This window comes from Propionivibrio sp. (assembly GCF_041441355.1).
In the GTDB taxonomy this organism is placed as follows: Bacteria; Pseudomonadota; Gammaproteobacteria; order Burkholderiales; family Rhodocyclaceae; genus Propionivibrio.
This window is the reverse complement of record NZ_JASDTF010000028.1, coordinates 1-22,181: the sequence shown is the minus strand read 5'-3', so window position 1 is coordinate 22,181 and position 22,181 is coordinate 1. Positions and strand designations below refer to the sequence as shown.

The window sequence follows — 22,181 nt, the reverse complement described above, 5'->3', positions numbered from 1 at the left end:
TGCCGATGTCCGCCCCCGGCATCCTCTATCTGCACGGCTTCTGCTCCGCACCGGCCTCGTGGAAGGCGCGCCTGCTGGCCGAACGGATGGCCGAACGCGGCCACGCCGACCGTTACTACTGCCCGGCGCTGTCGGTCGAACCGGAAGAAGCGATCGCCCAGTGCGAAGCGCTGATCGCCGCGCACGCCGCGGCCTTCCCCGGCGCGCCGCTGACCCTGGTCGGCAGTTCGCTGGGCGGCTACCTGGCGACGCACCTCGCGGAAAAACACGACCTCAAGGCGGTGCTGCTCAATCCGGCGGTCGTCGCACCGCTCTCGCTGGCGCGCTACCTCGGGCCGCAGACCAACTTCTACACCGGCGAGAGCTTCGTTCTCACCCAGCGCCACCTCGACGGCATCCGTGCCCTCGACGTCGAGCGCATCACGCCCGAGCGTTACCTGCTGCTGGTCGAAACCGGCGACGAGGTGCTCGACTACCGGCAGGCCGTCGAGCGTTACGCCGGTTGCCGTCAGGTGGTCGTCGAGGGCGGCGAGCACGGCCTGCGCAGCTTCCCCGAGCACCTGCCGCAACTCCTTGAATTCTGCGGGTTATAATCCTCCCGATGTACGTTCTGTTCGAAGAAGACGGTGGCTTCAAGGCCGCCACGGTATTGACCGACAACGACGCCACGCTGCAGGTCGAAACGACGACCGGCAAGCGCGCCAAGATCAAGTCGGCGAATGTCCTGATCCGGTTCAAGGAGCCTGCGCCCGGCGCGTTGTTGCCCGCGGCCGAGGCCCTTGCCGCCGACATTGAAAGCGAATTTCTCTGGGAGTGCGCGGGCGATGGCGAATTTGCTTTTGCTGATCTGGCCGACGAATATTTCGGCGGCACGGGCGCCAAGGCCGGGACGGTCGAGGCCACGGCGCTGCTGCTCGCCCTGCACGCTGCCCCGGTCTATTTCCATCGCAAAGGCAAAGGCCGCTTCCGCAAGGCGCCTCCCGAGATTCTCGCCGCCGCACTCGCTGGTCTTGAAAAGAAACGTCAGCAAGCGCAGGCCATCGAACGCATGACCGAAGCGCTGACGCGCTTCACTCTGCCGGAAGAATTTTCGCCCCTGATCGGCGAACTGCTCTACAAGCCCGACCGCAACCGCGGCGAGACCAAGGCCCTCGAAGCCGCCTGCGCGGCCACCGGGCTTTCGGCGCCGCACCTCCTGATGCGTTGCGGCGCGATCCGTTCGGCCTACGATTACCACCGCCAGCGTTTCCTGCGCGACTACTTCCCGCGCGGCACCGGCTTCCCCGAACTCGAGGCGCCGGCCACGCTGGCGGAACTGCCACGCGCCGCAGCCAATATCGCCGCCTTCTCGATCGACGACGCGGCAACCACCGAGATCGACGACGCCTTCTCGCTCGAGGCCCGCCCCGAAGGCGGCTGGCGGGTCGGCATCCACATCGCCGCGCCGGGCCTCGCCATCCTGCCCGGATCGCCGCTCGACGCCGTGGCGCGCGAACGCCTGTCCACGGTCTACATGCCCGGCGACAAGATCACCATGCTCCCCGACGCGCTGGTGGCCGCCTACACGCTCTCCGCCGGGCGCGACTGCCCGGCGCTCTCGCTCTACCTCGAGGTGACGCCCGACTACGAAATCGTCGGGCACGCTTCGCGCATCGAGCGGGTGCCCATCGTCGCCAACCTGCGCCACCACGACATCGAGCCGCTGTTCAACGAGGAAACGCTGGCCGCCGGGCTGGCCGACTTCCCCTTCGCCGCCGAACTCGCCACCCTCTGGCGCCTCGCCTGCGCCTGCGAGGTCCGGCGCGGCAAGCCTTCGGCCCGGCAGGGAGTGAACGACTACAACTTCCGCATCGACGGCGATCTGGCCACCGCCGACCCGGAAGCCTGCCGCATCGAAATCAGCGAACGGCGGCGCGGCAGCCCGCTCGACAAGCTGGTCTCCGAGCTGATGATCGTCGCCAACTGCACCTGGGGCGGCCTGCTCGCCGAGCGCGGCATCGCCGCGATCTACCGCGCCCAGACCGCCGGCAAGGTGCGCATGACCACCGCCGCGCAGCCGCACGAAGGGCTGGGCGTACCGCAATACGCCTGGTCGACCTCGCCGCTGCGCCGCTACGTCGACCTCATCAACCAATGGCAGCTGATCGCCTGCCTGCGCGACGACGCGCCGCACTTCTCGCCCAAGTCCGACGCCCTCTTCGCCGCGCTGCGCGACTTCGACCTGACTTACAACGCCTACGCCGAATACCAGCGCGGCATGGAACGCTACTGGTGCCTGCGCTGGCTGCGCCAGGAAGGCATCGACACCCTCGACGCCAGCGTGCGGCGCGAAAACCTCGTCAAGCTCGACCGCCTGCCCATCGTCCAGCGCGTGCCCTCCCTGCCCGAGCTGCCGCCCGGCCAGCGCGTCCGCCTGCGCATCGAAGCGCGCGACGAACTCGACCTCGCGCTCGCCTGCCGGTATGTCGAAACGCTTGATCTTGTCGCCGACGCCGCAGACAATCTCGACGACGTGACCGATCCCTCCGAGGAACTCGCCTGCCCGTGACTGCCGCCGTCGCCCTCGATTTTCCGCACCGTCCGCTCCGGGCCGAACGCGCCCTGTGGTGGGCGCTCGGCGTCTCGATCGCCCTGCACGCGCTGCTGCTCTCGCTGCACTTCAAGTTTCCCGAGGCGTCGCGCATCGTCCAGGACAAGGCGCTGGAGATCATCCTGGTCAACAGCCGCTCGGCGCACCGGCCCAAGGACGCGCAGGCCCTGGCCCAGGCCAACCTCGACGGCGGCGGCGACACCGACCAGAACCGCCGCGCCAAGACCCCCTTGCCGCCCTCATCGCGGCAGCAGGCCGGCAACGACCTCGAGCACGCGCAAAAGCGCGTCCAGGCGCTCGAGGCGCAGCAGCAGAAGCTCCTGGGCGAACGCAGCCGGCTCAAACAGGCCGAGCGCAAGGACACCCAGGCCCAGCCCGAGCCCACGCCGACGCTGAGTGGCCGCGACCTGGCGCACAGCGCGCTGGCGATGGCCCGCCTCGAAGCCGAGATCTCACGCAGCACCGAGGAATACAACAAACGCCCGCGCAAGAAATTCATCGGCACGCGCACTGCCGAATACCGCTATGCCCGCTACATGGAAGACTGGCGCCTCAAGGTCGAGCGCGTGGGCACGCTCAACTACCCGCAAGCCGCGCGCGGCCGGCTTTACGGCACCCTGCAGCTCTCGGTCTGGATTCGCACCGACGGCTCAGTCGACAAGATCGAGATCGAGCGCTCCTCGGGCCAGCGCGTGCTCGACGACGCGGCCCGGCGCATCGTCCATATGGCCTCACCCTACGCCCCCTTCCCGCCCGACATCCAGCGCGACACCGACGTCCTGGTGATCACCCGCAACTGGACCTTCACCCGCGGCGACCAGCTCGAAACCCATTGATCCACCGGCGCCACGGCGCGGCCCCGGTTTTTCCACCTTCTGCAGACCATGACTGACCTCTACTGCGTCTTCGGCAACCCCATCGCGCACAGCAAATCGCCCGCCATCCACGCCGCCTTCGCCGCGCAAACCGGACAGGACCTGCGCTACGAAGCCCGTCTGGCGCCGATCGACGACTTTGCCGGCGCCGTCGCCGCCTTCGTGCGCGAAGGCGGGCGTGGTGCCAACGTCACCGTGCCTTTCAAGGAAGACGCCTACCGCCTCGCCACCCGGCGCACGCCGCGCGCCGAGGCCGCTGGAGCGGTCAACCTGCTCGTCTTCGAGGGGGCCGAAATCGTCGGCGACAACAGCGACGGTGCCGGCCTCTTGCGCGACCTCGAACTGAACCTCGGCCATCCGCTCCAGGGCCGCCGCGTCCTGCTGCTCGGCGCCGGCGGCGCCGCGCGCGGCGCGCTCGGCCCGCTGCTCGCCGCCCGCCCGGCGGCGCTGGCGCTCGCCAACCGCACGCCGGAGAAGGCGCGCGCGCTGGCCGCCGCCTTCTCCGACCAGGGCGCCGTCGAAGGGCTGGCCTTCGCCGACCTGACCGGTCGCAACTACGACGTCATCATCAACGCCACTGCCGCCAGCCTGGCCGGCGAGCTGCCGCCGCTGCCCGACGGCCTGCTCGCGCCCGCGGGCCTCGCCTACGACATGATGTACGGGCGCGGCAGCACACCCTTCCTCGCCTGGGCACAGGCGCAAGGCGCCGGCCAGTGCGCCGACGGCCTGGGCATGCTCGTCGAACAAGCCGCCGAAGCCTTCCACGTCTGGCGCGGGGTGCGCCCGGAGAGCGCGCCGGTGCTCGCCGCATTGCGCGCGCAGCTTTTTGCCGCATGAAGAAAACCTTCGTCGGCGCGGCGCGCTGGGCCAAGCGCCTGCTGCTCCTCGCCTTCGCCCTGCTGCTCCTGTGGCAGCTGTGGCTGTTCGGCTGGGTGCTGTGGTGGAAATGGAATCCGCCGCAGATGACGCGCTTCATGGAAATCCGCCTCGAATCGATGCGCAAGACCCAGCCGAAGGCGGTGCTCTACCAGCAGTGGGTCGATTACGGCCGCCTCTCGCCCTACCTCAAGCGCGCCGTGGTCAGCGCCGAGGACGACCGCTTCATGCAACACTCGGGCTTCGACTGGGCCGGCATCCAGAAGGCGTTGGAGAAGAACCAGCAGCGCGGACGCATCGTCGCCGGCGGCTCGACGATCACCCAGCAGCTGGCCAAGAACCTCTTCCTCTCGCCGAACAAAACGCTGCTGCGCAAGGCGCAGGAGGCGGTGCTCACGGTGATGATCGAGCTGACCTGGGACAAGCAGCGCATCCTCGAGGTCTATCTCAACGTCATCGAATGGGGCAACGGCATCTTCGGCGCCGAAGCCGCCGCGCGCCACTACTACGGCGTCGGCGCGGCCCGCCTCAATCCGGCGCAGGCCGCGCGCCTGGCGGCGATGATCCCCAGCCCGCGCCGCTTCGACCGGCTGCGCGATTCGGCCTACCTTGCCGAGCGCAGCGACACCATCCTCGGGCGCATGCACACCGCCCGGATTCCCTGATCCCTGACGCGCGGCTTTTTTCGCGCAATCCCCGCCCGGCCCGGCCCGGCCGCGTGCTAGAATCGCCGCCGAAATAGGCGGGCTACACGCGGCAGGACTGCACCATTGACGGAGGGGCGATGAGCGAAGACATCAAAAAGCTGGACGACCTGGACAACGTCCGCGTCCTGCTCGCCCGCCACAAGCAAGCCTGCGAAGCCGTCGCGCCGGAGAACGAAACAGCCGGCGAAGACGCCGCCGTCGAACAGCCGACCGAGCACCTCGGCGAACTGCGCACCCTGCTTGAACGCACCCCGCTCGGCGAAATCGCCCGCATCATCGAAGCCATCGACCCCGACGATCGCCTGCTCGTCTGGCGCGAAGTGCGCGAGGAGCGCGGCGAATCGCTGCTCGAAATCCTCTCCGACGAAGTGCGCCAGGACCTCATCGGCGACAGCCACCACCGCAACGAGAAGACCGCGGTCAGCGCCTTCGAACTGCGTAACGGGCGTCTGAGCCAGATCGTGGTCAACACGCCGACCGACCTCAAGAGCCTCAAACCGATCTGGGTCGACCTCGTCGCCCCGACGCCCGAGATTCGCGCCTGGGTCGGCCGCTTCTTCGACGTCCAGCTGCCCAACCCGAGCAGCCTGACCGACCTTGAGGCCAGCGCCCGCTTCTACATCGAGGACAACGGCGAAGTCCACCTGCACTCGGACTTCCTGCTCGACACCAAGGAAGAATCGCGCAACGTCGCGGTCGCCCTGATTCTGCACCGCGACATCCTGTTCACCGTGCGGACCGAAGAGCTGCCGGTCTTCCGTCTGCAGCGGCTGCGCGCGCGCACCCAGCCCGGCTACGTCACCGACGGCAAGGACGTGCTGCTCGACCTTTACGCCGCCGACGCCGAATACTCGGCCGACGCGCTCGAAGACGTCTATGCCGCGCTCGAAGAAGTCAGCCGGCACGTGCTCGGCACCGAAGTCACCGACGCCGAAGCGGCGCGCATCCTCGCCGACATCGCGCGCGAGGAAGATCTCAACGGTCGCATCCGGCGCAACGTCCATGACACCCGCCGCGCCGTCTCCTTCCTCACCCGCGGCAAGTTCCTCAACCCGGTGCAGATGGAAGACGCGCGCCAGATTTTGCGCGACATCGAATCGCTCGACGGGCACACGTCCTTCCTGTTCAACAAGATCAACTTCCTGATGGACGCCACCGTCGGCTTCGTCAACATCAACCAGAACAAGATCATCAAGATCTTCTCGGTGGCCTCGGTCGCGATGCTGCCGCCGACGCTGATCGCCAGCGTCTACGGGATGAACTTCCAGGGCTGGTTCCCCGAAATCCACTGGGACTACGGCTACCCCTTCGCCCTCGGCCTGATGCTCATCTCCGTCGTCCTGCCCTTCTGGTTCTTCAACAAGAAGGGCTGGCTGCGCTAAAGCGCACGGCCTGCGCGCCAATTCCGGCGCGCCCTCCAGCCGGCCTGCAGGCCGCATCCAGCGGTCGTTCCAGCCTTGCACGCCCAAAGGGCGCATCCGGATGCGCCCTGCGGCTCAACGTCAAAGGCCCTCCCCTCGCCCGCCGCGCCATCCCCAAGCCACGTGGGCAAGCGTGTGGATAAGCGCTGGAAAACGCCTGCGGCATCCTGAAGGAAAAGGGAATTTTGTCGGCGCCTCTTTTTTGAGCACGACACAAGCCCCTCAGTGCGCCTCCCAGCTCGGCTGAAAGGCGCATCCAGAGGCGCTTTCAGGCCGATGGCACGCCGCGGAGCCGGCGCAGGCGGACGATGAGGTCGTCGACGTAGGTGAACAGCACCGGGATCACCAAGAGGCTGAGGAAGGTCGAGGTGATCAGGCCGCCGATGACGACGATGGCCATCGGCGCGCGAAAGCTCGGGTCGGTGCCGATGCCGAGCGCGATCGGCAGCATCCCGGCGCCCATCGCCACGGTGGTCATGACGATCGGGCGTGCGCGCTTGCGGCAGGCGTCGAGCAAGGCGCCCAAGCGGTCGAGGCCGTGGTCCCGGCGCGCGAGGATGACGTAGTCGACGAGCAGGATCGAGTTCTTGGTGGCGATGCCCATGAGCATGATCAGACCGATCATCGACGGCATCGACAGCGCAGTCTGGGTCACGAACAGCGCGAACAGCGCGCCCGGCACCGAGAGGACGAGCGCGGCAAGGATGGTCGCCGGCTGGACGAAATCCTTGAACAGCAGCACCAGCACGATGTAGATGCAGAGCACGCCGGTGAGCATCGCCAGGCCGAAGCTGGAGAAGAGCTCGGCCATCGCCTCGGCGTCACCGACCGTGGTCTGGAGCACGCCCGGCGGCAGGTTTTTCAGACTGGGCAACGCCAACGCCTGCTTCTCGACTTCGCCGAGCGGCTGGCCGTTGAGCTCGATCTCGAAGTTGATGTTGCGCAGCCGGTCGTAGCGGTCGATCTCGGCCGGGCCGCCGGAGAGCGTGAGGCTGGCCACTTGCCCGAGCATCACCGGTCCGTGCGCGCCGGGCACGGTGAGCCGTTCGAGCAGCGCGAAGTCCTGGCGCGCGACGTCGGGCAGGCGGACGACGATGGGAATCTGGCGCTGCGCGAGGTTGAGCTTGGCGAGGCCCTGATCGTAGTCGCCGGCGGTGGCCACGCGCAGCGTTTCAGCGATCGCCGCCGAGGTCACGCCGAGGTCGGCCGCGCGCGCGAAGTCGGGCCGCACCACAAGTTCAGGGCGCACCAGGCTGGCGGTGCTGACGATGTTGCCGATCCCCGGCAGGGTGCGCAGTTCGCGCTCGACGACGCGCGCGTGCTCGGCGAGGCGCGGCCCGTCTTCGCTGGCGAGGACGAGGATGTATTTTTCGCTCGAACCACCGAGGCCGACCTTGACCTGCACGCCGGGCAGGATTTCGAGGCGGCGACGCAAGTCGGTCTCGAGCGCCTGCTTGCTGAGCCCACCGCGTTCGCCGCGCGGGGTGAGGTTGATGGTCAGCGTCGCCTTGCGCACTTCGGACGCGCCGCGCGGCGCAAACGGGTCGCTGCCCGCGCTGCCGCCGCCGACCGTGGTGTAGACGAGGCGCACGTGCGGGTTCTGCTCGACCAGCCGGCGCGCGTGTTCGGCCGCAGCAAGCGACTCCTTGAAGGTGCTGCCCGGCGGCAAGGAGAGATAGACCTGGGTCTGCGACAGGTCGTCGGGCGGGATGAAGCCGGTGGGCAGGAAGGGCACCAGCAGGAAGGAGCCGAAGAAGAAGGCCGCGGCGGCGAGCGTCGTGCGCACGCGATGGCGCAGGCAGGCCTGCGCCCAGCCGAGGTAGAGCGCCAGCCAGCGCGGCGGCTTTTCGTCGACCACCGGTTTCATGATGTAGGCCGCCATCATCGGCGTCAGCATGCGCGCGACGACGAGCGAGAAGAAGACGGCGATCGCCGCCGTCCACCCGAACTGGACGAAGAACTTGCCCGGAACGCCGCTCATGAAGGCGGTGGGCAGGAAGACGGCGATCAGGGTGAAGGTGGTGGCGATCACCGCGAGGCCGATCTCGTCGGCGGCCTCGATTGCCGCCTCGAAGGGCGACTTGCCCATGCGCAGGTGGCGCATGATGTTCTCGACCTCGACGATGGCGTCGTCGACAAGGATGCCGACCACCAGCGAAAGCGAGAGCAGGGTCACCACGTTGAGCGTGAAGCCCATGAAGTACATCGCCGCGAAGGTCGGGATCACCGACAACGGCAACGCGGTGGCCGAGACGAAGGTCGCCCGCCAGTCGCGCAGGAAGAGCCAGACGACCAGCACCGCCAGCACCGCGCCTTCGATCAGCAGCGCCATCGAGCCGTTGAAGTTCTCGATCACCGGATCGACAAAGTTGAAGGCTTCGGTCACCGTGATGTCCGGGTTCGCGGCTTTGAGTTTCTCCAGCGCCGCGCGCACGCCGCCGGCCACTTCGACCTCGCCCGCGCCGCGCGAGCGCACGATCTCGAAGCCGACCACCGGCTGACCATTGAGCAAGGCCGCCGAGCGCTGCTCGGCAACGGTGTCGCTGACCGTCGCCAGCTGCCCGAGGCGCACGCGCCGGCCGTCGGCGAGCGGGATTTCCATCGCCGCCAGTTCGGCCGCACTCTGCACCGTGCCGATGGTGCGCACCGACTGCTCGATGCCGCCGATGTCCGAGCGCCCGCCCGCCGCCTCCTGCTGAATCTGGCGCACCTGGCGCGAGACTTCGGCGGCGCTCACGCGCAGCGCCAGCAGGCGCGCCGGGTCGAGCTCGACGCGCACTTCGCGGCTGACGCCGCCGACGCGGCTCACCGCGCCGACGCCGCGCACCGCCAGCAGCGCCTTGCTCACCGTGTTGTCGACGAACCACGACAAGGCCTCGTCGTCCATGCGCGAGGAGGCGACGGTGTAGGTCAGGATCGGCGAGCCGGAGAGGTTCACCTTGGAAACCACCGGGTCTTTCAGGTCGGCCGGCAGGTCGGAGCGGATGCGCGAGACGGCGTCGCGCACGTCGTCGACCGCCTCCTGCGTCGGCTTCTCGAGACGGAACTCGACGGTGACGATGGCGCTGCCGTCCTGCACCTTGGTGTAGATGTGCTTGATGCCCTGCAAGGTGGCGACCGAATTCTCGATCTTGCGTGCCACCTCGGTCTCCATCTGGGCCGGGGCGGCGCCGGGCAGGCTGGCCGAAACCGTCACCGTCGGCAGGTCGAGGTCCATGAACTGCTGGACCTTCATGTTGGAGAACGCGTAGAGGCCGAGCAGGGTAAGCAGGATGAACAGCAGGACCGCCGGAATCGGGTTCCGGATCGACCAGGCGGAAACGTTCATGGCGCAGCTTTCGTGGCCGATGCGGCCGGTGTCACGGCAGCCGTCTCCGGCGCGACCAGGCGCACGGTGTCGCCGTCGGCAAGGAAGCCCGCGCCGCTCGCCACCACCCGCGCGTCGGGCGCCAGCCCGGCGACTTCGATGCGTTCGCCGAGGCGCCGCCCGGTGCCGACCTTGGTCAGCGCCACTTTGGCCGTGGCCGCGACCGTATTCGTTGCCGTCTCGCTGCCCTCGCCTTCGAGGCGGAAGACGTAGGTGAAGCCCTCGCGCAGCACCACCGCCGCCTGCGGCAGGGTCAGCGCCTCGCGCCGCCCGAGCTCGAACTCGCCGCGCACGAACATGCCCGGCCCCAGCGTCTTGCCGGCCGTGGTCTCGACATCGGCATAGACCAGGGCGTTGCGCGTCTGCCCGTCGACGGTCGGCGCCAGGGTCCGCACCCGCCCGGCGACGGTCTCGCCGCCCGGCGCAACCAGGCGCACCGGCTGCCCCGCCTGCAGGCGGGCGAGCTCGCTCGCCGTCACCTCGGCGCGCCACTCCAGGCGGCCGCCGCGGATCAAACGGAACAGTTCCTGCCCCGGCTGGCTCAACGAGCCCACGGTCGCCGCCCGCGCCGAGATGACGCCGTCGTCAGGCGCAACGATCTGGGTGCGCGCCAGGCGCAGCTCAGCCGCCTGCAGGCGCGCCCGGGCGGCGTTGAGGCGCGCCGCAGCGGTCTGCTCGGCGGTCAGCGACTGGGTGCTCTGCTGGGCGCTGTAGAAACCTTTTTCGCGCAACTGCCGGGCGCGCTCGCTGTTGGCCTTGGCTTCGGCCAGCGTGGCCTCGAGTTCGGCCACCGTGGCACGGGCCTCGGCCACCTCGCTCGCTGTCGTGCTCGGGTCGATGCGCGCCAGCACCTGCCCCTTGCGCACCGTATCACCAACCTCGGCGCGAACTTCAACAATGCGGTAGTTGCTGATCTCGGCGCCGATCGTCGCCTCCTGCCAGGCGGCGATGTTGCCCGCTGCGGACAAGGTCTCCGGCCACGCTTCCGGGCTCGGGCGCACGCTCAGCACGCTCAGCGTCGGCCGGCTCGCCTGGGTGCTCGCCGGCACGCTCTTGGCCGCCTCGGGCGCAGCGCCCGAACGGGTCAGCATGAAGACAAGCACCGGCACGGCCAGCAGCGCGCCGAGGAGGATTGTGCGCCGCAAGGGGCGCAACGAGGACAGGCAGGACAGATCGATCTTCATGGCATGGCGCTGCAGTTGGTGCCGCGCGAAGGCGCCGGCATACACGCTCGAAAAGTCACGCCCCGTTGACCTCGCGACGGAGGCCATGGTTCTCGGCCCGCAACCGAGGGGTCAGCACGGCGCACATAGCCCTGGCGCCACCGGGTTCCGGCGCATGGGCATGACAGGAGGCTGCGATTCTAGCACCGCGCATCCAAAGCGTTTTTGATCTTCCTTGCGCTTTCCTTAAGCGCGGACCGCCCGCCGACGGGGCGCCACGGCCACCACCACCCGCCGCGGGTCAGCCCCAGGCGCGGAAGATCGACTCGCCGGCCGCCACCGTTGCCGCGATGTCGGCCTCGGCGTGCGCAACCGAGACGAAGCCGGCTTCGAAGGCCGAGGGCGCGAGGTAATGCCCGGCATCGAGCATGGCATGGAAGAAACGGTTGAACGCGGCGGCGTCAGCCTGCATGACTTCGGCGAAGGACTGCGGGCACGCGGCGCTGAAATAAAGCCCGAACATGCCGCCGACGGCCTGCGCCGAGAAGGGCACGCCGTGCCGCTGCGCCGCCGCCACGAGGCCGTCGCACAAGGCCTGCGTCTTCGCCGCCAGGGCGTCGTAGAGGCCCGGCGCGCGCAGGAGGCGCAAGGTGGCGAGGCCGGCGGCCACGGCCACCGGGTTGCCGGAGAGCGTACCGGCCTGATACACCGGCCCGAGCGGGGCGATGCATTGCATGATCTCGCGCTTGCCGCCGAAGGCCGCGACCGGCAGCCCGCCGCCGATCACCTTGCCGAGCGTGGTCAGGTCGGGGACGATGCTGTAGAGCGCCTGCGCGCCGCCCAGGGCGACGCGGAAGCCGGTCATCACTTCGTCGAAGATCAGCACGCTGCCGTGCTGGGTACACAACTTGCGCAGGGCGCCGAGGAAGGCCGGCGTCGGCGCGATCAGGTTCATGTTGCCGGCGACCGGCTCGACGATCGCCGCGGCGATCTTCGGCCCGTGCTCGGCAAAGGCTTGTTCGAGGCCGGCAACGTCGTTGTAGGCCAGCACCAGCGTGTGTTGCGCGAGGTCCGCCGGAACGCCGCCCGAGCTCGGATTGCCGAAGGTCAGCAAGCCCGAGCCGGCCTTCACCAGCAGGCTGTCGCTGTGTCCGTGATAGCAGCCTTCGAACTTGATCAGCACGTCACGGCCGGTGAAGCCGCGCGCCAGGCGGATGGCGCTCATCGTCGCCTCGGTGCCCGAGCTGACGAGGCGCACCATGTCCATCGACGGCACGAGTTCGCACAGGAGGTCGGCCATCTCGACTTCACGCTCGGTCGGGGCGCCGAAGGAGAGCCCCTCGGCGGCGGCGTCCTGCACCGCGCGCACCACCTCGGGATGGGCGTGGCCGAGGATCAGCGGCCCCCAGGAGCCGACGTAGTCGAGGTAGTCGCGTCCGTCGGCGTCGGTCACCCGCGGCCCGGCGCCACGCACGAAGAAACGTGGCGTGCCGCCGACCGAACGAAAGGCGCGCACCGGCGAATTGACGCCGCCCGGAATGTGGCGCTGGGCGCGGGCGAAGAGTTCATCGTTGCGCATCATCACGTTTGTCATGTTCATTCTCCGGCAAAACAGGTCTGATAGGCGGCGGCGCGGGCGGCGAGGTCCGGCGCGTTGAAGAGGTCGGTGATCACCGCCAGCAGGTCGGCGCCCGCAGCGACGAGGCCCGGCGCGTCGGCAAGGGTGATGCCACCGATGGCGCAGACCGGGACGGCCAATTCGTCCCGCGCGCGGGTCAGCAGGTCCCAGGGCGCGCGCACCGCCTGCGGCTTGGTCGGCGAAGCGCACACCGCGCCGAAGGCGACGTAGTCGGCCCCGGCAGCCTTCGCCGCGCGGGCGAGCGCGAAGTCGGCGTAGCACGAGGCGCCGAGCACACGCCCGGGCCCGAGTGCGGCACGCGCGGCGGCCAGATCGCCATCGGTGCCGCCCAGATGCACGCCGTCGGCATCGACCGCCAGCGCCAGCGCGAGGTCGTCATTAATAATGCAGCCGGCGTCGTGGCGCCGGCACAGCGCGACCAGGGCGCGCGCCAGTGCGGCGCGCCGGGTGGCATCGGCGGTCTTGTCGCGGTACTGCACTAGGCGCGCGCCGCCGTGCAGCGCGGCCTCGACCTGCGCCAGCAGGGTCTCGGCCGGCGCGCCGTCGGGGGTGATCGCGTAGAGCCCGCGCAGAATGGCGGGGCTGGCCTGGGCTTCGGTCATGCTTCGGTCTCCGGTGCGGAAGTGTCGTTTTCCTCGCGGGCGCCGCGGCGCGCCCAGAAAAAGCGGTCAGGAATGAGCCGCCCCATGCCGGGACGAAACCCGGCGGCCAGTGCGCGCCAGGTAAATTCCTGCGCTTCACGCACCGCATCGGGCACCGCGAGGCCATGCGCGAGGCACGCGCCGACGGCCGCCGCCAGGGTGCTGCCCGCGCCGTAATACGGCCCCGGCAGGCGCGCCCAGGCTTGGCGCTGAATGCGTCCGGCAGCACCGTAGAGGTCGTTGAGCACCTGCACCGCAGGCGTGTGCGTCCCGGCCAGGAGGACGTATTCGCAGCCGAGTTCGATCAGGCGGCCGACGCTGTCCTCGGGCGTCATCGCCGGTTCGTCGCCGACATCGGCCAGCCGGCCGGCTTCGTAGGCGTCCACGCTCAGCACCGTGGTCTGCGGCAAGAGCAGTTCGCGCAACGCGGCGAGCATTTCATCGTCATCGAAGCCGTCGTGGCGACCATAGGTCAGTTCCGGGTCGAGGACCACCGGCACGTCGGGATAGTCGGCCAGCACCGCGGCGATCGCCGCGACGTTCTCGGCACTGCCCGGCAGGCCGACCACGAAGGCGTCCACGGGCATGTCCTCCAGCAGCGTCCGCGCCTGCTCCTCGACCCAGCCGGCATCGATGGGCAGAACCTCGGCCATGCCGAGAGTATCGCGCACGGCCACTGCGGTGATCACCGACAGGGCATGGCAACCGATCGCCGAAGCGCTGAGCAGGCCGGCCTGGAGCCCCGCGCCGCCGGTCGGATCGGTGGCGGCGAAAATCAGGACGACGGGAGGCGGCAGGGCGACGGGAGGCGTCATAAGGCTCGGACGGGAAATACAGAGGAATGGAGACGCAGAGAAAACGGAACGTTCGGGAATCGCCCGGCCTGCGCGGGAAGACCGATTTTAACCGAAATCCGGCCCTCGACCGGGAATCCCAAAGGAATCAAGACCCCGTCATCATTTCAACGGAATGGCTCTGGTTGCAGGCAAGTCATTGATGTATAGTGCGCTCTCGAGAGGTCCAACCGACTTGGTCCGGTTCAGGGCCAGGGGACGAAGCCCGGGACAGGGCGCTGGAGGCGTGAATTGGCTGACGCAGCACAACTCAACGGCATCAAGGTGATGATCATCGACGACAGCAACACCATTCGTCGAAGCGCCGAGATATTCCTCGTACAGGCCGGATGCCAGGTGATCCTTGCCGAAGACGGCTTCGACGCGCTGGCGAAAATCGCCGACCACCAGCCGGATGTCATTTTCTGCGACATCATGATGCCCCGCCTTGACGGCTACCAAACCTGCGCCCTGATCAAGAAGAACCAGCGTTTCCGCACCACTCCGGTGATCATGCTCTCGTCCAAGGACGGGCTGTTCGACCGGGCCCGCGGACGGATGGTCGGATCGGACCAGTACCTGACCAAACCCTTTACCAAGGACAGCCTGTTGCAGGCCGTCGCGGATTTCGCGACGCCTCGGCACTGACCGGCAACGATTCACAGAGGCACACAAGGAGTTATCACCATGCCGATCAACAAAATTCTCGTCGTCGACGACTCTCCCACCGAGCGCCACGTGCTCGTCGAACTGCTGACCCGCAAGGGCTACCAGGTCCTCACCGCGGAAAGCGGCGAGGAAGGGATCGAGAAAGCCAAGAGCGAGCAGCCGGACCTCGTCCTGATGGACGTCGTCATGCCCGGGCTCAACGGCTACCAGGCCACCCGCACCCTGACCCGCGACGACGCGACCAAGCACATCCCGGTCATCGTCTGCACGTCCAAGGGCCAGGATACCGACAAGATCTGGGGGCTGCGCCAGGGCGCCCAGGACTACATGGTCAAGCCGATCAACCCCGAAGAGCTGCTGGCCAAGATCGCCGCACTCTGACACGACACGCTCGATCATGCCAAGAAAGGGCAGCCTCCACGAGTTCCAGGCCCGACTCGCCTCACGGCTGGCCGAAGCCGACGAGCGCAGCACGGCCGGCCTGCTCGGGTTTCAGGCCGGCAACCGGCACTGGCTCGTCCGCCTGGCCGATTCGGGCGAAATCATCCCGCTGCCGACGCTCACCACCGTGCCGCTCACCCGGCCGTGGTTCGTCGGCATCGCCAACATCCGCGGCAACCTGTTCTCGGTCAGCGATTTCTCGGCCTTCCAGGGCCGCGAACCGACGCCGCAGAACAGCACCGCCCGGCTGCTCCTGATCGGCACCCGTCACGGCAACAACGCCGCGCTGCTGGTCACCCGCACGCTGGGGCTGCGCAACCTCGACAATTTCACCCGCCGCCCCGGCGACGCCGACGCGCCGCCGTGGGCGGGCGAGTCGTTCGCCGACCACGACGGACAACAATGGACACTGCTCGACGTCCAGGCCCTGCTGGCCGACGAGCGCTTCATGGACATCGGCGTCTGACGCGCCGGCCAGGGCACACCGCGTCGAAATACGCATCATTGCGACCGAGCAACCGGAGAACACGATGGCGTTCAACCTGAAACTGCCGAGCTTCCTGTCGGGGAGCAAGCCCGCTTCCGACCAGACCGTTTCCGCCCCCACCGTCATGGATGCCGGACAACCGGCACCCGCGCCGGCGTCCGGCGGCGGCACGATGGGCTTCCTCAGCCAATACAGCATCGCCAAGCAGCTGCAGATCCTCGGCGGCATCTTGGTCGTCCTGGCCCTGCTCATCGCCGGCATCGTGTACAACGACCAGCGCGAGTCCACGTACAACACCAGCTACGTCGCTTCCGCCGGCGAACTGCGCATGCTCTCGCAGCGTCTGGCCAAGGCCTCGAGCCTGGCGATCCAGGGCGAAGCGGCGGCGTTCAAGCAGCTGCGCGCCTCGCACGCCGAATTCGCGGGCGACCTCACCAAGCTGAGCAAGGGCGGCGTCCTCCACGACGCCATGGTGCCGCCTTCGCCGGACAGCGTGCAGCCGCAACTGCAGGCACTGATCCAGACCTGGGAAAAGACCGACAAGAACACCCAGCAGCTGCTCGAAATGGAAAAGACGCTGGTCGACCTCGGCGACAGCGCGCGCAAGATCAACGAACAGAACGCCCTGCTGCTCGACCTCACCGAACAAGTCATCGCCCTCAAGCTGCAGACCAACGCCTCGGCACGCGAGATCGCCTCGGCCAGCCAGCTGGTGATGCTCACCCAGCGTCTGGCCAAGAACGTCAGCGCCCTGCAGGTCGGCGACGAAATCAGCCCGGAAAGCGTCTTCCTGCTCAGCAAGGACACGCACACCTTCGGCGAACTGCTCAACGCCCACATCAAGGGCAACGAGACGATGCGCATCGCAGCGACGAGCGACGTCGAAACGCGGCGCAAACTGGCCGAACTCGATGAAGTGTTCAAGGCCTTCCGCGGCGAAATCGGACAGATCCTCGGCGGCATCCAGAAGCTGACCGTCGCCAAACAGGCCGGCTCGCGCATCTTCCGCGACAGCGAAGCGCTGCTCGACGCCACCAACACGCTGGCCAATGCCTACGAAGGCAAGACCACCGAGCACGCGGTGCACGTCGTCGCCATCGCGGTGCTGATTGCCCTGGCCGTGGTCATCGCCGGCCTGATGGTCAAGATCTACCTCGACGACTCCCGCCAGCAAGCCGAATCTGCCGAGCAGAGCCGGCGCACCAGCGAACAGGCCAACCGCCAGAACCAGGACGCCATTCTGCGGCTGATGAACGAACTCGGCGACCTCGCCGACGGCGACCTGACGGTCACCGCGACCGTGTCGGAAGACATCACCGGCGCCATCGCCGACTCGATCAACTACACCATCGAAGAACTGCGCGTGCTGGTCGGCCGCATCAACGACGCCGCCGGTCGCGTGACGCAGGCCACCGAAATCGCCCAGCGCACCTCGAGCGAACTGCTTGATGCGGCCCGTCGCCAGTCGGTCGAAATTCAGGACGCCGGCCACTCGGTCCTCTCGATGGCCGGTTCGATGACCCGCGTTTCCGACGAAGCCGTCCAGTCGGCCCAGGTCGCACGCCAGTCGCTCAACGCCGCGGGCAAGGGCACCCAGGCGGTGCAGGACTCGATCAAGGGCATGAACGAAATTCGTGACCAGATCCAGGAGACCTCGAAGCGAATCAAGCGCCTCGGCGAATCGTCGCAGGAGATCGGCGAAATCGTCGAACTGATTTCCGACATTACCGAACAGACCAACGTGCTGGCCCTCAACGCCGCCATTCAGGCCGCCTCGGCAGGCGAGGCAGGACGCGGCTTCTCGGTCGTTGCCGAGGAAGTGCAGCGCCTCGCCGAACGCTCCGGCGAAGCCACCAAGCAGATCGCGGCGATCGTGAAGACCATTCAGACCGACACCCAGGGCGCGATCTCGGCCATGGAAGAATCGACGCGTGGGGTGGTCGCCGGAACCAAGCTCTCCGACGCCGCTGGTCAAGCACTGGCCGAGATCGGTGACGTTTCGCGCAACCTGGCCGAACTGATCGAAGACATCTCCAACGCCACCCGCGAACAGGCCGAGTCGGCCACCGGGGTTGCCGGAAAGATGCAAGACATCCTGCGCATTACCGAACAAACCACCGCCGGTACGCAAAAGACCGCTCAAGCGGTCGGCGAACTGGCCGGTCTGGCCACCGAACTCAAGGGTTCGGTCGCCGGCTTCAAGGTCGGCTAAGCCTCGCGCCGCCCGGGACCGGAGAAACCGTATCAGATGAAAGCGACCGAATTCGACGTCGGCCCGCTCAGTTGGGTCAAGAGCGAGATCGACCTCGCCCTCAAGCGGGCCGACCAAGCGCTGCAGGAATTTTCCGGCGGCCTTCCGGGCGGAGGCGATCCGACACAGCTCAAGTTTTGTCGCACCCACCTGCACCAGGTCCAGGGCGCCCTGACCATCGTCGGCCTCGACGGCGTCACCCAGCTGGCTGAAGCCGCAGAAGCCCTGCTCGAGCGCATCGAACAGGGCGAGCAAGCCCCTGACGAAGCAACGCTGACCCTGGCCCGTCGGGCGCTGTCGGCGATCGGCCACTACCTCGACGAACTGCTCAACGGTGAACCGAACCAGCCGTTGCGCCTGCTCTCGGTCTACCGCGACGTGCAGACCGCGCGCGGCCTCAACCGCGTGGCGGCCAGCGACCTGTTTTTCCCCGACCTCTCGGCACGTCCGCCGCGCCGCACCGCCGGGGCGGCCGACCTGCCGCACAGCGAATTCCTGCGCCTCGTCCGCCAAGCCCGGGCCCGCTTCCAGCGCGGCTTTCTGGCCTGGCTGCGCCAGCCCGAAGAGCGCGGCGGCATCCGCGAAATGCTCGCCGCCGTGCGCCAGATCGAAACCACCCAGGAAGCCTCTTCGACGCGCGCCTTCTGGTGGGTCGCGCGCGGCCTGCTGACCGCGCTCATTGACGGCAGCCTGCCGGCCGACACCAACGTCAAGCAACTGTGCGCGCGCATCGACCTGCAGATTCGACGTCTGATCGAAGGCTCGAAGAACGTCGCCGAGCGCCTGATGCGCGACGCGCTCTATTTCGTCGCCACGGCGCCGAGCAACAGCGACGACGTGCGCCAGGTGCAGCACAGCTATCGCCTCGAAAGCCTGATCCCGAGCAGCGAGACCGCGCCGCCGCCACCCGCCGAAACGGTACGCCGGCGCCTGCGCGAACTGATCGCGGTGACCGAGGAAGCCTGGAACAAGTACTGCGCCGGCACCCAACAGGCGCTGCCGCAATTCCGCGACAACGCCGCCACCCTCGCCGCGGCGGTTGACGAACTCGGGCACACCGACTTCCGCCGCCTGACCCAGGCCATTTCCGCCGCCGCCCAGTGGCTGGCCGAGGATGCCACCCGACACAGCGACACCCTGGCGATGGAAATCGCCACCGCCATCCTGCTCGCCCAGAACGCACAGGCGAATTTCCAGCGCCTGGGCAGCGATTTCGCCCATCAGGTCGACGTCACCGTGGCCCGCATCCACGGCTGCCTGGCCGGGCAACCGCCGCAACCGGGCTCGGAAATTCCGCTGCTCGATGAGATGTCGCGCCAAGCGCAGGAAAAACTGCTGATCAGCCAGGTGGCCAAGGAAATCCAGTCCAACCTGGCCCAGATCGAGCAGGTGCTCGACGCCTTCTTCCGCGACCCCGATAAACGCGCCGACCTCGCCGCACTCGACACGCCGTTACGCCAGATCAGTGGCGCGCTGACCATCATGCGCCAGGACGGCGCGGTGGCTGCCCTGCGCCACTGCAGCGAAGCCGTACAGCGCTTCGCCGACCCGGCCTACGCGCCGCAGGAAGCGGATTTCGAAGCCGTCGCCAGCCAGCTCTCGCTTCTCGGTTTCTTCGTCGACGCCCTGCAGCACGGCGGCGAAAGCACCGACGACTACGACGCCTTCGTGCGCCGCGTCAGCGCCCCTGCAGCCGACGAAACGACCAGTGCCGAAGCCGAAGAACCCAAGGCCACGGTCGAAGCCGAGGTCGAAAAGCAAAAACAAACCACCGCCGCCCTGCTCGAAGCGCTGATCGAACAACCGCACGATCAGGGCCTGCGCGAAGAAGTGCGCCAGAACCTGTCGACGCTCAAGAAAGACGCCGACCTTGTCGCCGACACCAAGCTCGGCGAACAGACCGGCGCGATGCTCGACGCGCTCGACGCCGGCGAATCCTCGCCGCAGATCGATCAGGTCATGGCCACGCTCAAGCCTCAGGCCGCCATCGCGCCGCCGCCCTCGGCCGCGACGCTGCAACTGGCCCAGGCCAGCACCGAGGAGATTGACGCCGAACTGCTCGCCATCTTCCTCGAAGAAGCCAGGGAAGTCCTGGCCACCATCGACGACAGCCTCGGCGGCCTCAAGGCGCAACCGCACAACGTCGAGCTGCTGACCAGCGTCCGCCGCTCCTTCCACACCCTCAAGGGCAGCGGCCGCATGGTCGGGCTCAAGGAAGTCGGCGAAACCGCGTGGGCCATCGAGCAGACCCTCAACCTCTGGCTGCGCCAGGAACTGCCCGTCGAAACCCCGCTCTTCGCCCTGCTCGACCAAGCCTACGCCCTCTTCTCCGAGTGGGTTGCCGCGCTCGAATCGCCCGGCCATCCGGCCCCGGACCCCAGCGCCGTAATCGCCTGCGCCGAAGCACTACGCAACGGCAGCGAAGCCGGCGACGCCCCGCTGCCCGGCGAACGGGCGCAAGCCACGCCGCCGGAGCCGATCCCGAGCGAGGCGCTGTCCGTCGAAGCCGAAGCCAAAGTCGAAACCGAAGCCGCAGCGGAATCCACGCCGGAAACCGCATCCGAGCCAGAGCCCCCGACGCAGCCGCCGGCCGATGCCGACGAGCGCCCGAGCGCCGAGATCATCACCCTCGACTTCCACACCGCGCGCCCGGCAATACCGCCCGACGCCGATCCGACCGCAACGCCGGGGTTCACGGCCACGGCGGACGAGGGGATCGAAAGCATCGAACTCATCGAGCTGCCCGAAGCCGCAGCGGACGCCGAACTCGATTTCGCGCTGGAACTGGAGCGCGAAAACGCCCCGCCGCAGGACTCGCCGGCAGACGAACCGGAACCGGCTGCGGCCGCGCCCGAATGGCCCGCCGACGACACCCGCGACGCCTCGCAACAACGCATCAGCCTCTCCCCGGTGCTCTTCGACATCTTCTCCGAAGAAGCCGGCGTGCATCTGTCCACGCTGCAGCGCGAACTGGCCGTTCTCGAACGCGACGAAAACGCGCCGACCCCGCACGAAATGTACCGCGCGGCACACACCCTGGCCGGCATCTCGGCCACGGTCGGCATCACCCCGGTGAACCACCTCGGCCATGCCCTCGAGCACGCCCTTCTGCGCCGCGACCATTCGGCGCACCCCGGCAGCCTCGAAGCGCTCGGCGTCATCCGCCAGGCGGTCGGCGAGGTCGAGCTGATGCTTTCGGCCATTGCCCAGCACTACACGCCGAGCGAGCCGCAGTTGCTGATCGCAACGCTGGACGACCTCTACCCGGTAACCACGGTGCCGGTGCCGGCCCCAAGCGCCCTGCCCCCCGCCGCCCTCAGCCCGGAACATCCCGCCGATGAGGCCCTCGAACCCGCCCCCGTCCTTGCGCCGACGCCGGACGCCGAGGCCGTGACGCCGGCCACGGCAGCGCTGCAAGCCGGCCTGCCGCTGCTGGCCGACGACATCGACGAACAACTGCTGCCGATCTTCCTCGAGGAAGCGGTCGACCTCAACCAATCCATCTCCGCTCAGCTGCGGGCCTGGCACGCCGCTCCGGACAACGCGGAACCGGTCCGCACCCTGGCCCGCCTGCTGCACACCCTCAAGGGCAGTGCCCGCATGGCCGGGGCCATGCGTCTGGGTGAGATGACGCACGCCATCGAAAGCCGGGTCGACGAACTGAGCCGGCAGGAGAACGTCGCGCCGGCCGCGATCGACGAAATCGACGCCGCCTTCGACACCGTGCTGCAAGCCGTTGAACGCCTGCAACGCGGGGAAACCGCCCCCGTCGAACCGCCGCCGCAGGCAGTCGCACCGGCGCCTGTCGAAAACGTCCCGGCAGCGCCCGTGGCCGCCGCCGAACCGAGCCCTGCCGCAACCGTCGCCGCGCCGGCCGAACGCCGCCACGACCGCTCGCGCCTCGCCGAAGTCGAGGGCGAAAGCGACGCCGCGGTCCAGCGCGCCAGCCTGCGCGTGCGCGCCGACCTGATCGATCGCCTGGTCAACGATGCCGGCGAACTGTCGATCGCCCGCGCGCGGATCGAAGGCGAAATGCGCGGACTCAAGGAATCGCTGCTCGACCTGACGGAAAACGTCATCCGTCTGCGCCGCCAGCTGCGCGAGATCGAAATCCAAGCCGAGACGCAAATGCAGTCGCGCACGGCCCAGAGCGAAGACAAGCACACTGAATCGCCCCGCCCCAAGTAGACACTCCGAAGCCTTAAACTAAGGCTCCTTGAG

16 protein-coding genes are annotated in these 22,181 nt (G+C 68.2%); 11 read left to right on the top strand and 5 right to left on the bottom strand.

What is annotated here, in order from left to right; genetic code table 11:
* The first annotated feature begins 5 nt into the window (after nucleotides 1–5).
* The 6 genes from QMB55_RS10635 to corA all read left to right on the top strand — a co-directional run bounded on the left by QMB55_RS10635 (nucleotide 6) and on the right by corA (nucleotide 6,430).
* Nucleotides 6–593 (top strand): YqiA/YcfP family alpha/beta fold hydrolase, encoded by a 588-nt coding sequence (locus tag QMB55_RS10635; protein ID WP_497588681.1) that lies wholly within the window; start codon nucleotides 6–8, stop codon nucleotides 591–593.
* A gap of 8 nt (nucleotides 594–601) precedes the next feature.
* Nucleotides 602–2,548, top strand: a complete 1,947-nt coding sequence (locus QMB55_RS10630) for a ribonuclease catalytic domain-containing protein (protein WP_497588680.1) — start codon at nucleotides 602–604, stop codon at nucleotides 2,546–2,548.
* On the top strand, nucleotides 2,545–3,426 hold the full coding sequence (locus tag QMB55_RS10625) for an energy transducer TonB (protein ID WP_497588679.1): 882 nt from the start codon (nucleotides 2,545–2,547) through the stop codon (nucleotides 3,424–3,426). Before QMB55_RS10630 ends, QMB55_RS10625 begins: the two co-directional genes overlap by 4 nt.
* Nucleotides 3,427–3,474: 48 nt before the next feature.
* A complete protein-coding gene (gene aroE, locus QMB55_RS10620) occupies nucleotides 3,475–4,302 on the top strand; it encodes a shikimate dehydrogenase (protein ID WP_497588678.1) in 828 nt (275 codons plus the stop codon).
* Complete coding sequence (mtgA, locus tag QMB55_RS10615) at nucleotides 4,299–5,006, top strand: monofunctional biosynthetic peptidoglycan transglycosylase (protein WP_497588677.1); 708 nt, start codon at nucleotides 4,299–4,301, stop codon at nucleotides 5,004–5,006. Before aroE ends, mtgA begins: the two co-directional genes overlap by 4 nt.
* A 119-nt stretch (nucleotides 5,007–5,125) precedes the next feature.
* Nucleotides 5,126–6,430 carry a magnesium/cobalt transporter CorA gene (gene corA, locus QMB55_RS10610; protein WP_497588676.1) on the top strand — a complete coding sequence of 435 codons (1,305 nt, stop codon included), beginning with the start codon at nucleotides 5,126–5,128 and terminating at the stop codon, nucleotides 6,428–6,430.
* Between the two features lie 307 nt (nucleotides 6,431–6,737).
* Here the strand turns inward: corA and QMB55_RS10605 are convergent, their stop codons facing one another.
* From QMB55_RS10605 to thiD, 5 genes are all read right to left on the bottom strand, one after another.
* Nucleotides 6,738–9,797 (bottom strand): efflux RND transporter permease subunit, encoded by a 3,060-nt coding sequence (locus QMB55_RS10605; protein ID WP_497588675.1) that lies wholly within the window; start codon nucleotides 9,795–9,797, stop codon nucleotides 6,738–6,740.
* Nucleotides 9,794–11,020: an efflux RND transporter periplasmic adaptor subunit gene (locus QMB55_RS10600; protein ID WP_497588674.1), complete on the bottom strand. Its 1,227-nt coding sequence runs from the start codon at nucleotides 11,018–11,020 to the stop codon at nucleotides 9,794–9,796. The genes QMB55_RS10605 and QMB55_RS10600 overlap by 4 nt, the downstream gene beginning before the upstream one ends.
* A gap of 280 nt (nucleotides 11,021–11,300) precedes the next feature.
* Complete coding sequence (hemL, locus tag QMB55_RS10595) at nucleotides 11,301–12,599, bottom strand: glutamate-1-semialdehyde 2,1-aminomutase (protein ID WP_497588673.1); 1,299 nt, start codon at nucleotides 12,597–12,599, stop codon at nucleotides 11,301–11,303.
* Nucleotides 12,596–13,240, bottom strand: a complete 645-nt coding sequence (gene thiE, locus QMB55_RS10590; protein ID WP_497588672.1) for a thiamine phosphate synthase — start codon at nucleotides 13,238–13,240, stop codon at nucleotides 12,596–12,598. Before thiE ends, hemL begins: the two co-directional genes overlap by 4 nt.
* Nucleotides 13,237–14,094, bottom strand: a complete 858-nt coding sequence (thiD, locus tag QMB55_RS10585) for a bifunctional hydroxymethylpyrimidine kinase/phosphomethylpyrimidine kinase (protein WP_497588671.1) — start codon at nucleotides 14,092–14,094, stop codon at nucleotides 13,237–13,239. The genes thiE and thiD overlap by 4 nt, the downstream gene beginning before the upstream one ends.
* Before the next feature lie 306 nt (nucleotides 14,095–14,400).
* Between thiD and QMB55_RS10580 the strand changes: the two genes are divergently transcribed.
* The 5 genes from QMB55_RS10580 to QMB55_RS10560 all read left to right on the top strand — a co-directional run bounded on the left by QMB55_RS10580 (nucleotide 14,401) and on the right by QMB55_RS10560 (nucleotide 22,148).
* Nucleotides 14,401–14,760, top strand: coding sequence for a response regulator (locus tag QMB55_RS10580; RefSeq protein ID WP_497588794.1), 360 nt, complete (start codon nucleotides 14,401–14,403; stop codon nucleotides 14,758–14,760).
* A gap of 39 nt (nucleotides 14,761–14,799) precedes the next feature.
* The gene (locus tag QMB55_RS10575; RefSeq protein WP_497588670.1) at nucleotides 14,800–15,162 is read left to right on the top strand and encodes a response regulator transcription factor; all 363 of its coding nucleotides are present in this window, start codon (nucleotides 14,800–14,802) and stop codon (nucleotides 15,160–15,162) included.
* A gap of 16 nt (nucleotides 15,163–15,178) precedes the next feature.
* Nucleotides 15,179–15,688: a chemotaxis protein CheW gene (locus QMB55_RS10570; RefSeq protein ID WP_497588669.1), complete on the top strand. Its 510-nt coding sequence runs from the start codon at nucleotides 15,179–15,181 to the stop codon at nucleotides 15,686–15,688.
* A 64-nt stretch (nucleotides 15,689–15,752) separates the two neighbouring features.
* A complete protein-coding gene (locus QMB55_RS10565) occupies nucleotides 15,753–17,921 on the top strand; it encodes a methyl-accepting chemotaxis protein (RefSeq protein ID WP_497588668.1) in 2,169 nt (722 codons plus the stop codon).
* A gap of 36 nt (nucleotides 17,922–17,957) precedes the next feature.
* A complete protein-coding gene (locus QMB55_RS10560) occupies nucleotides 17,958–22,148 on the top strand; it encodes an Hpt domain-containing protein (protein ID WP_497588667.1) in 4,191 nt (1,396 codons plus the stop codon).
* Nucleotides 22,149–22,181: the final 33 nt, after the last annotated feature.

Bases quoted from the DNA above. Each gene is read 5' to 3' on its own strand.
- QMB55_RS10635 (WP_497588681.1), top strand. From the start codon at position 6: ATGTCCGCCCCCGGCATCCTCTATCTGCACGGCTTCTGCTCCGCACCG.
- QMB55_RS10630 (WP_497588680.1), top strand. From the start codon at position 602: ATGTACGTTCTGTTCGAAGAAGACGGTGGCTTCAAGGCCGCCACGGTA.
- aroE (WP_497588678.1), top strand. From the start codon at position 3,475: ATGACTGACCTCTACTGCGTCTTCGGCAACCCCATCGCGCACAGCAAA.
- mtgA (WP_497588677.1), top strand. From the start codon at position 4,299: ATGAAGAAAACCTTCGTCGGCGCGGCGCGCTGGGCCAAGCGCCTGCTG.
- corA (WP_497588676.1), top strand. From the start codon at position 5,126: ATGAGCGAAGACATCAAAAAGCTGGACGACCTGGACAACGTCCGCGTC.
- QMB55_RS10605 (WP_497588675.1), bottom strand. From the start codon at position 9,797: ATGAACGTTTCCGCCTGGTCGATCCGGAACCCGATTCCGGCGGTCCTG.
- QMB55_RS10600 (WP_497588674.1), bottom strand. From the start codon at position 11,020: ATGAAGATCGATCTGTCCTGCCTGTCCTCGTTGCGCCCCTTGCGGCGC.
- hemL (WP_497588673.1), bottom strand. From the start codon at position 12,599: ATGAACATGACAAACGTGATGATGCGCAACGATGAACTCTTCGCCCGC.
- thiE (WP_497588672.1), bottom strand. From the start codon at position 13,240: ATGACCGAAGCCCAGGCCAGCCCCGCCATTCTGCGCGGGCTCTACGCG.
- thiD (WP_497588671.1), bottom strand. From the start codon at position 14,094: ATGACGCCTCCCGTCGCCCTGCCGCCTCCCGTCGTCCTGATTTTCGCC.
- QMB55_RS10580 (WP_497588794.1), top strand. From the start codon at position 14,401: ATGATCATCGACGACAGCAACACCATTCGTCGAAGCGCCGAGATATTC.
- QMB55_RS10575 (WP_497588670.1), top strand. From the start codon at position 14,800: ATGCCGATCAACAAAATTCTCGTCGTCGACGACTCTCCCACCGAGCGC.
- QMB55_RS10570 (WP_497588669.1), top strand. From the start codon at position 15,179: ATGCCAAGAAAGGGCAGCCTCCACGAGTTCCAGGCCCGACTCGCCTCA.
- QMB55_RS10565 (WP_497588668.1), top strand. From the start codon at position 15,753: ATGGCGTTCAACCTGAAACTGCCGAGCTTCCTGTCGGGGAGCAAGCCC.
- QMB55_RS10560 (WP_497588667.1), top strand. From the start codon at position 17,958: ATGAAAGCGACCGAATTCGACGTCGGCCCGCTCAGTTGGGTCAAGAGC.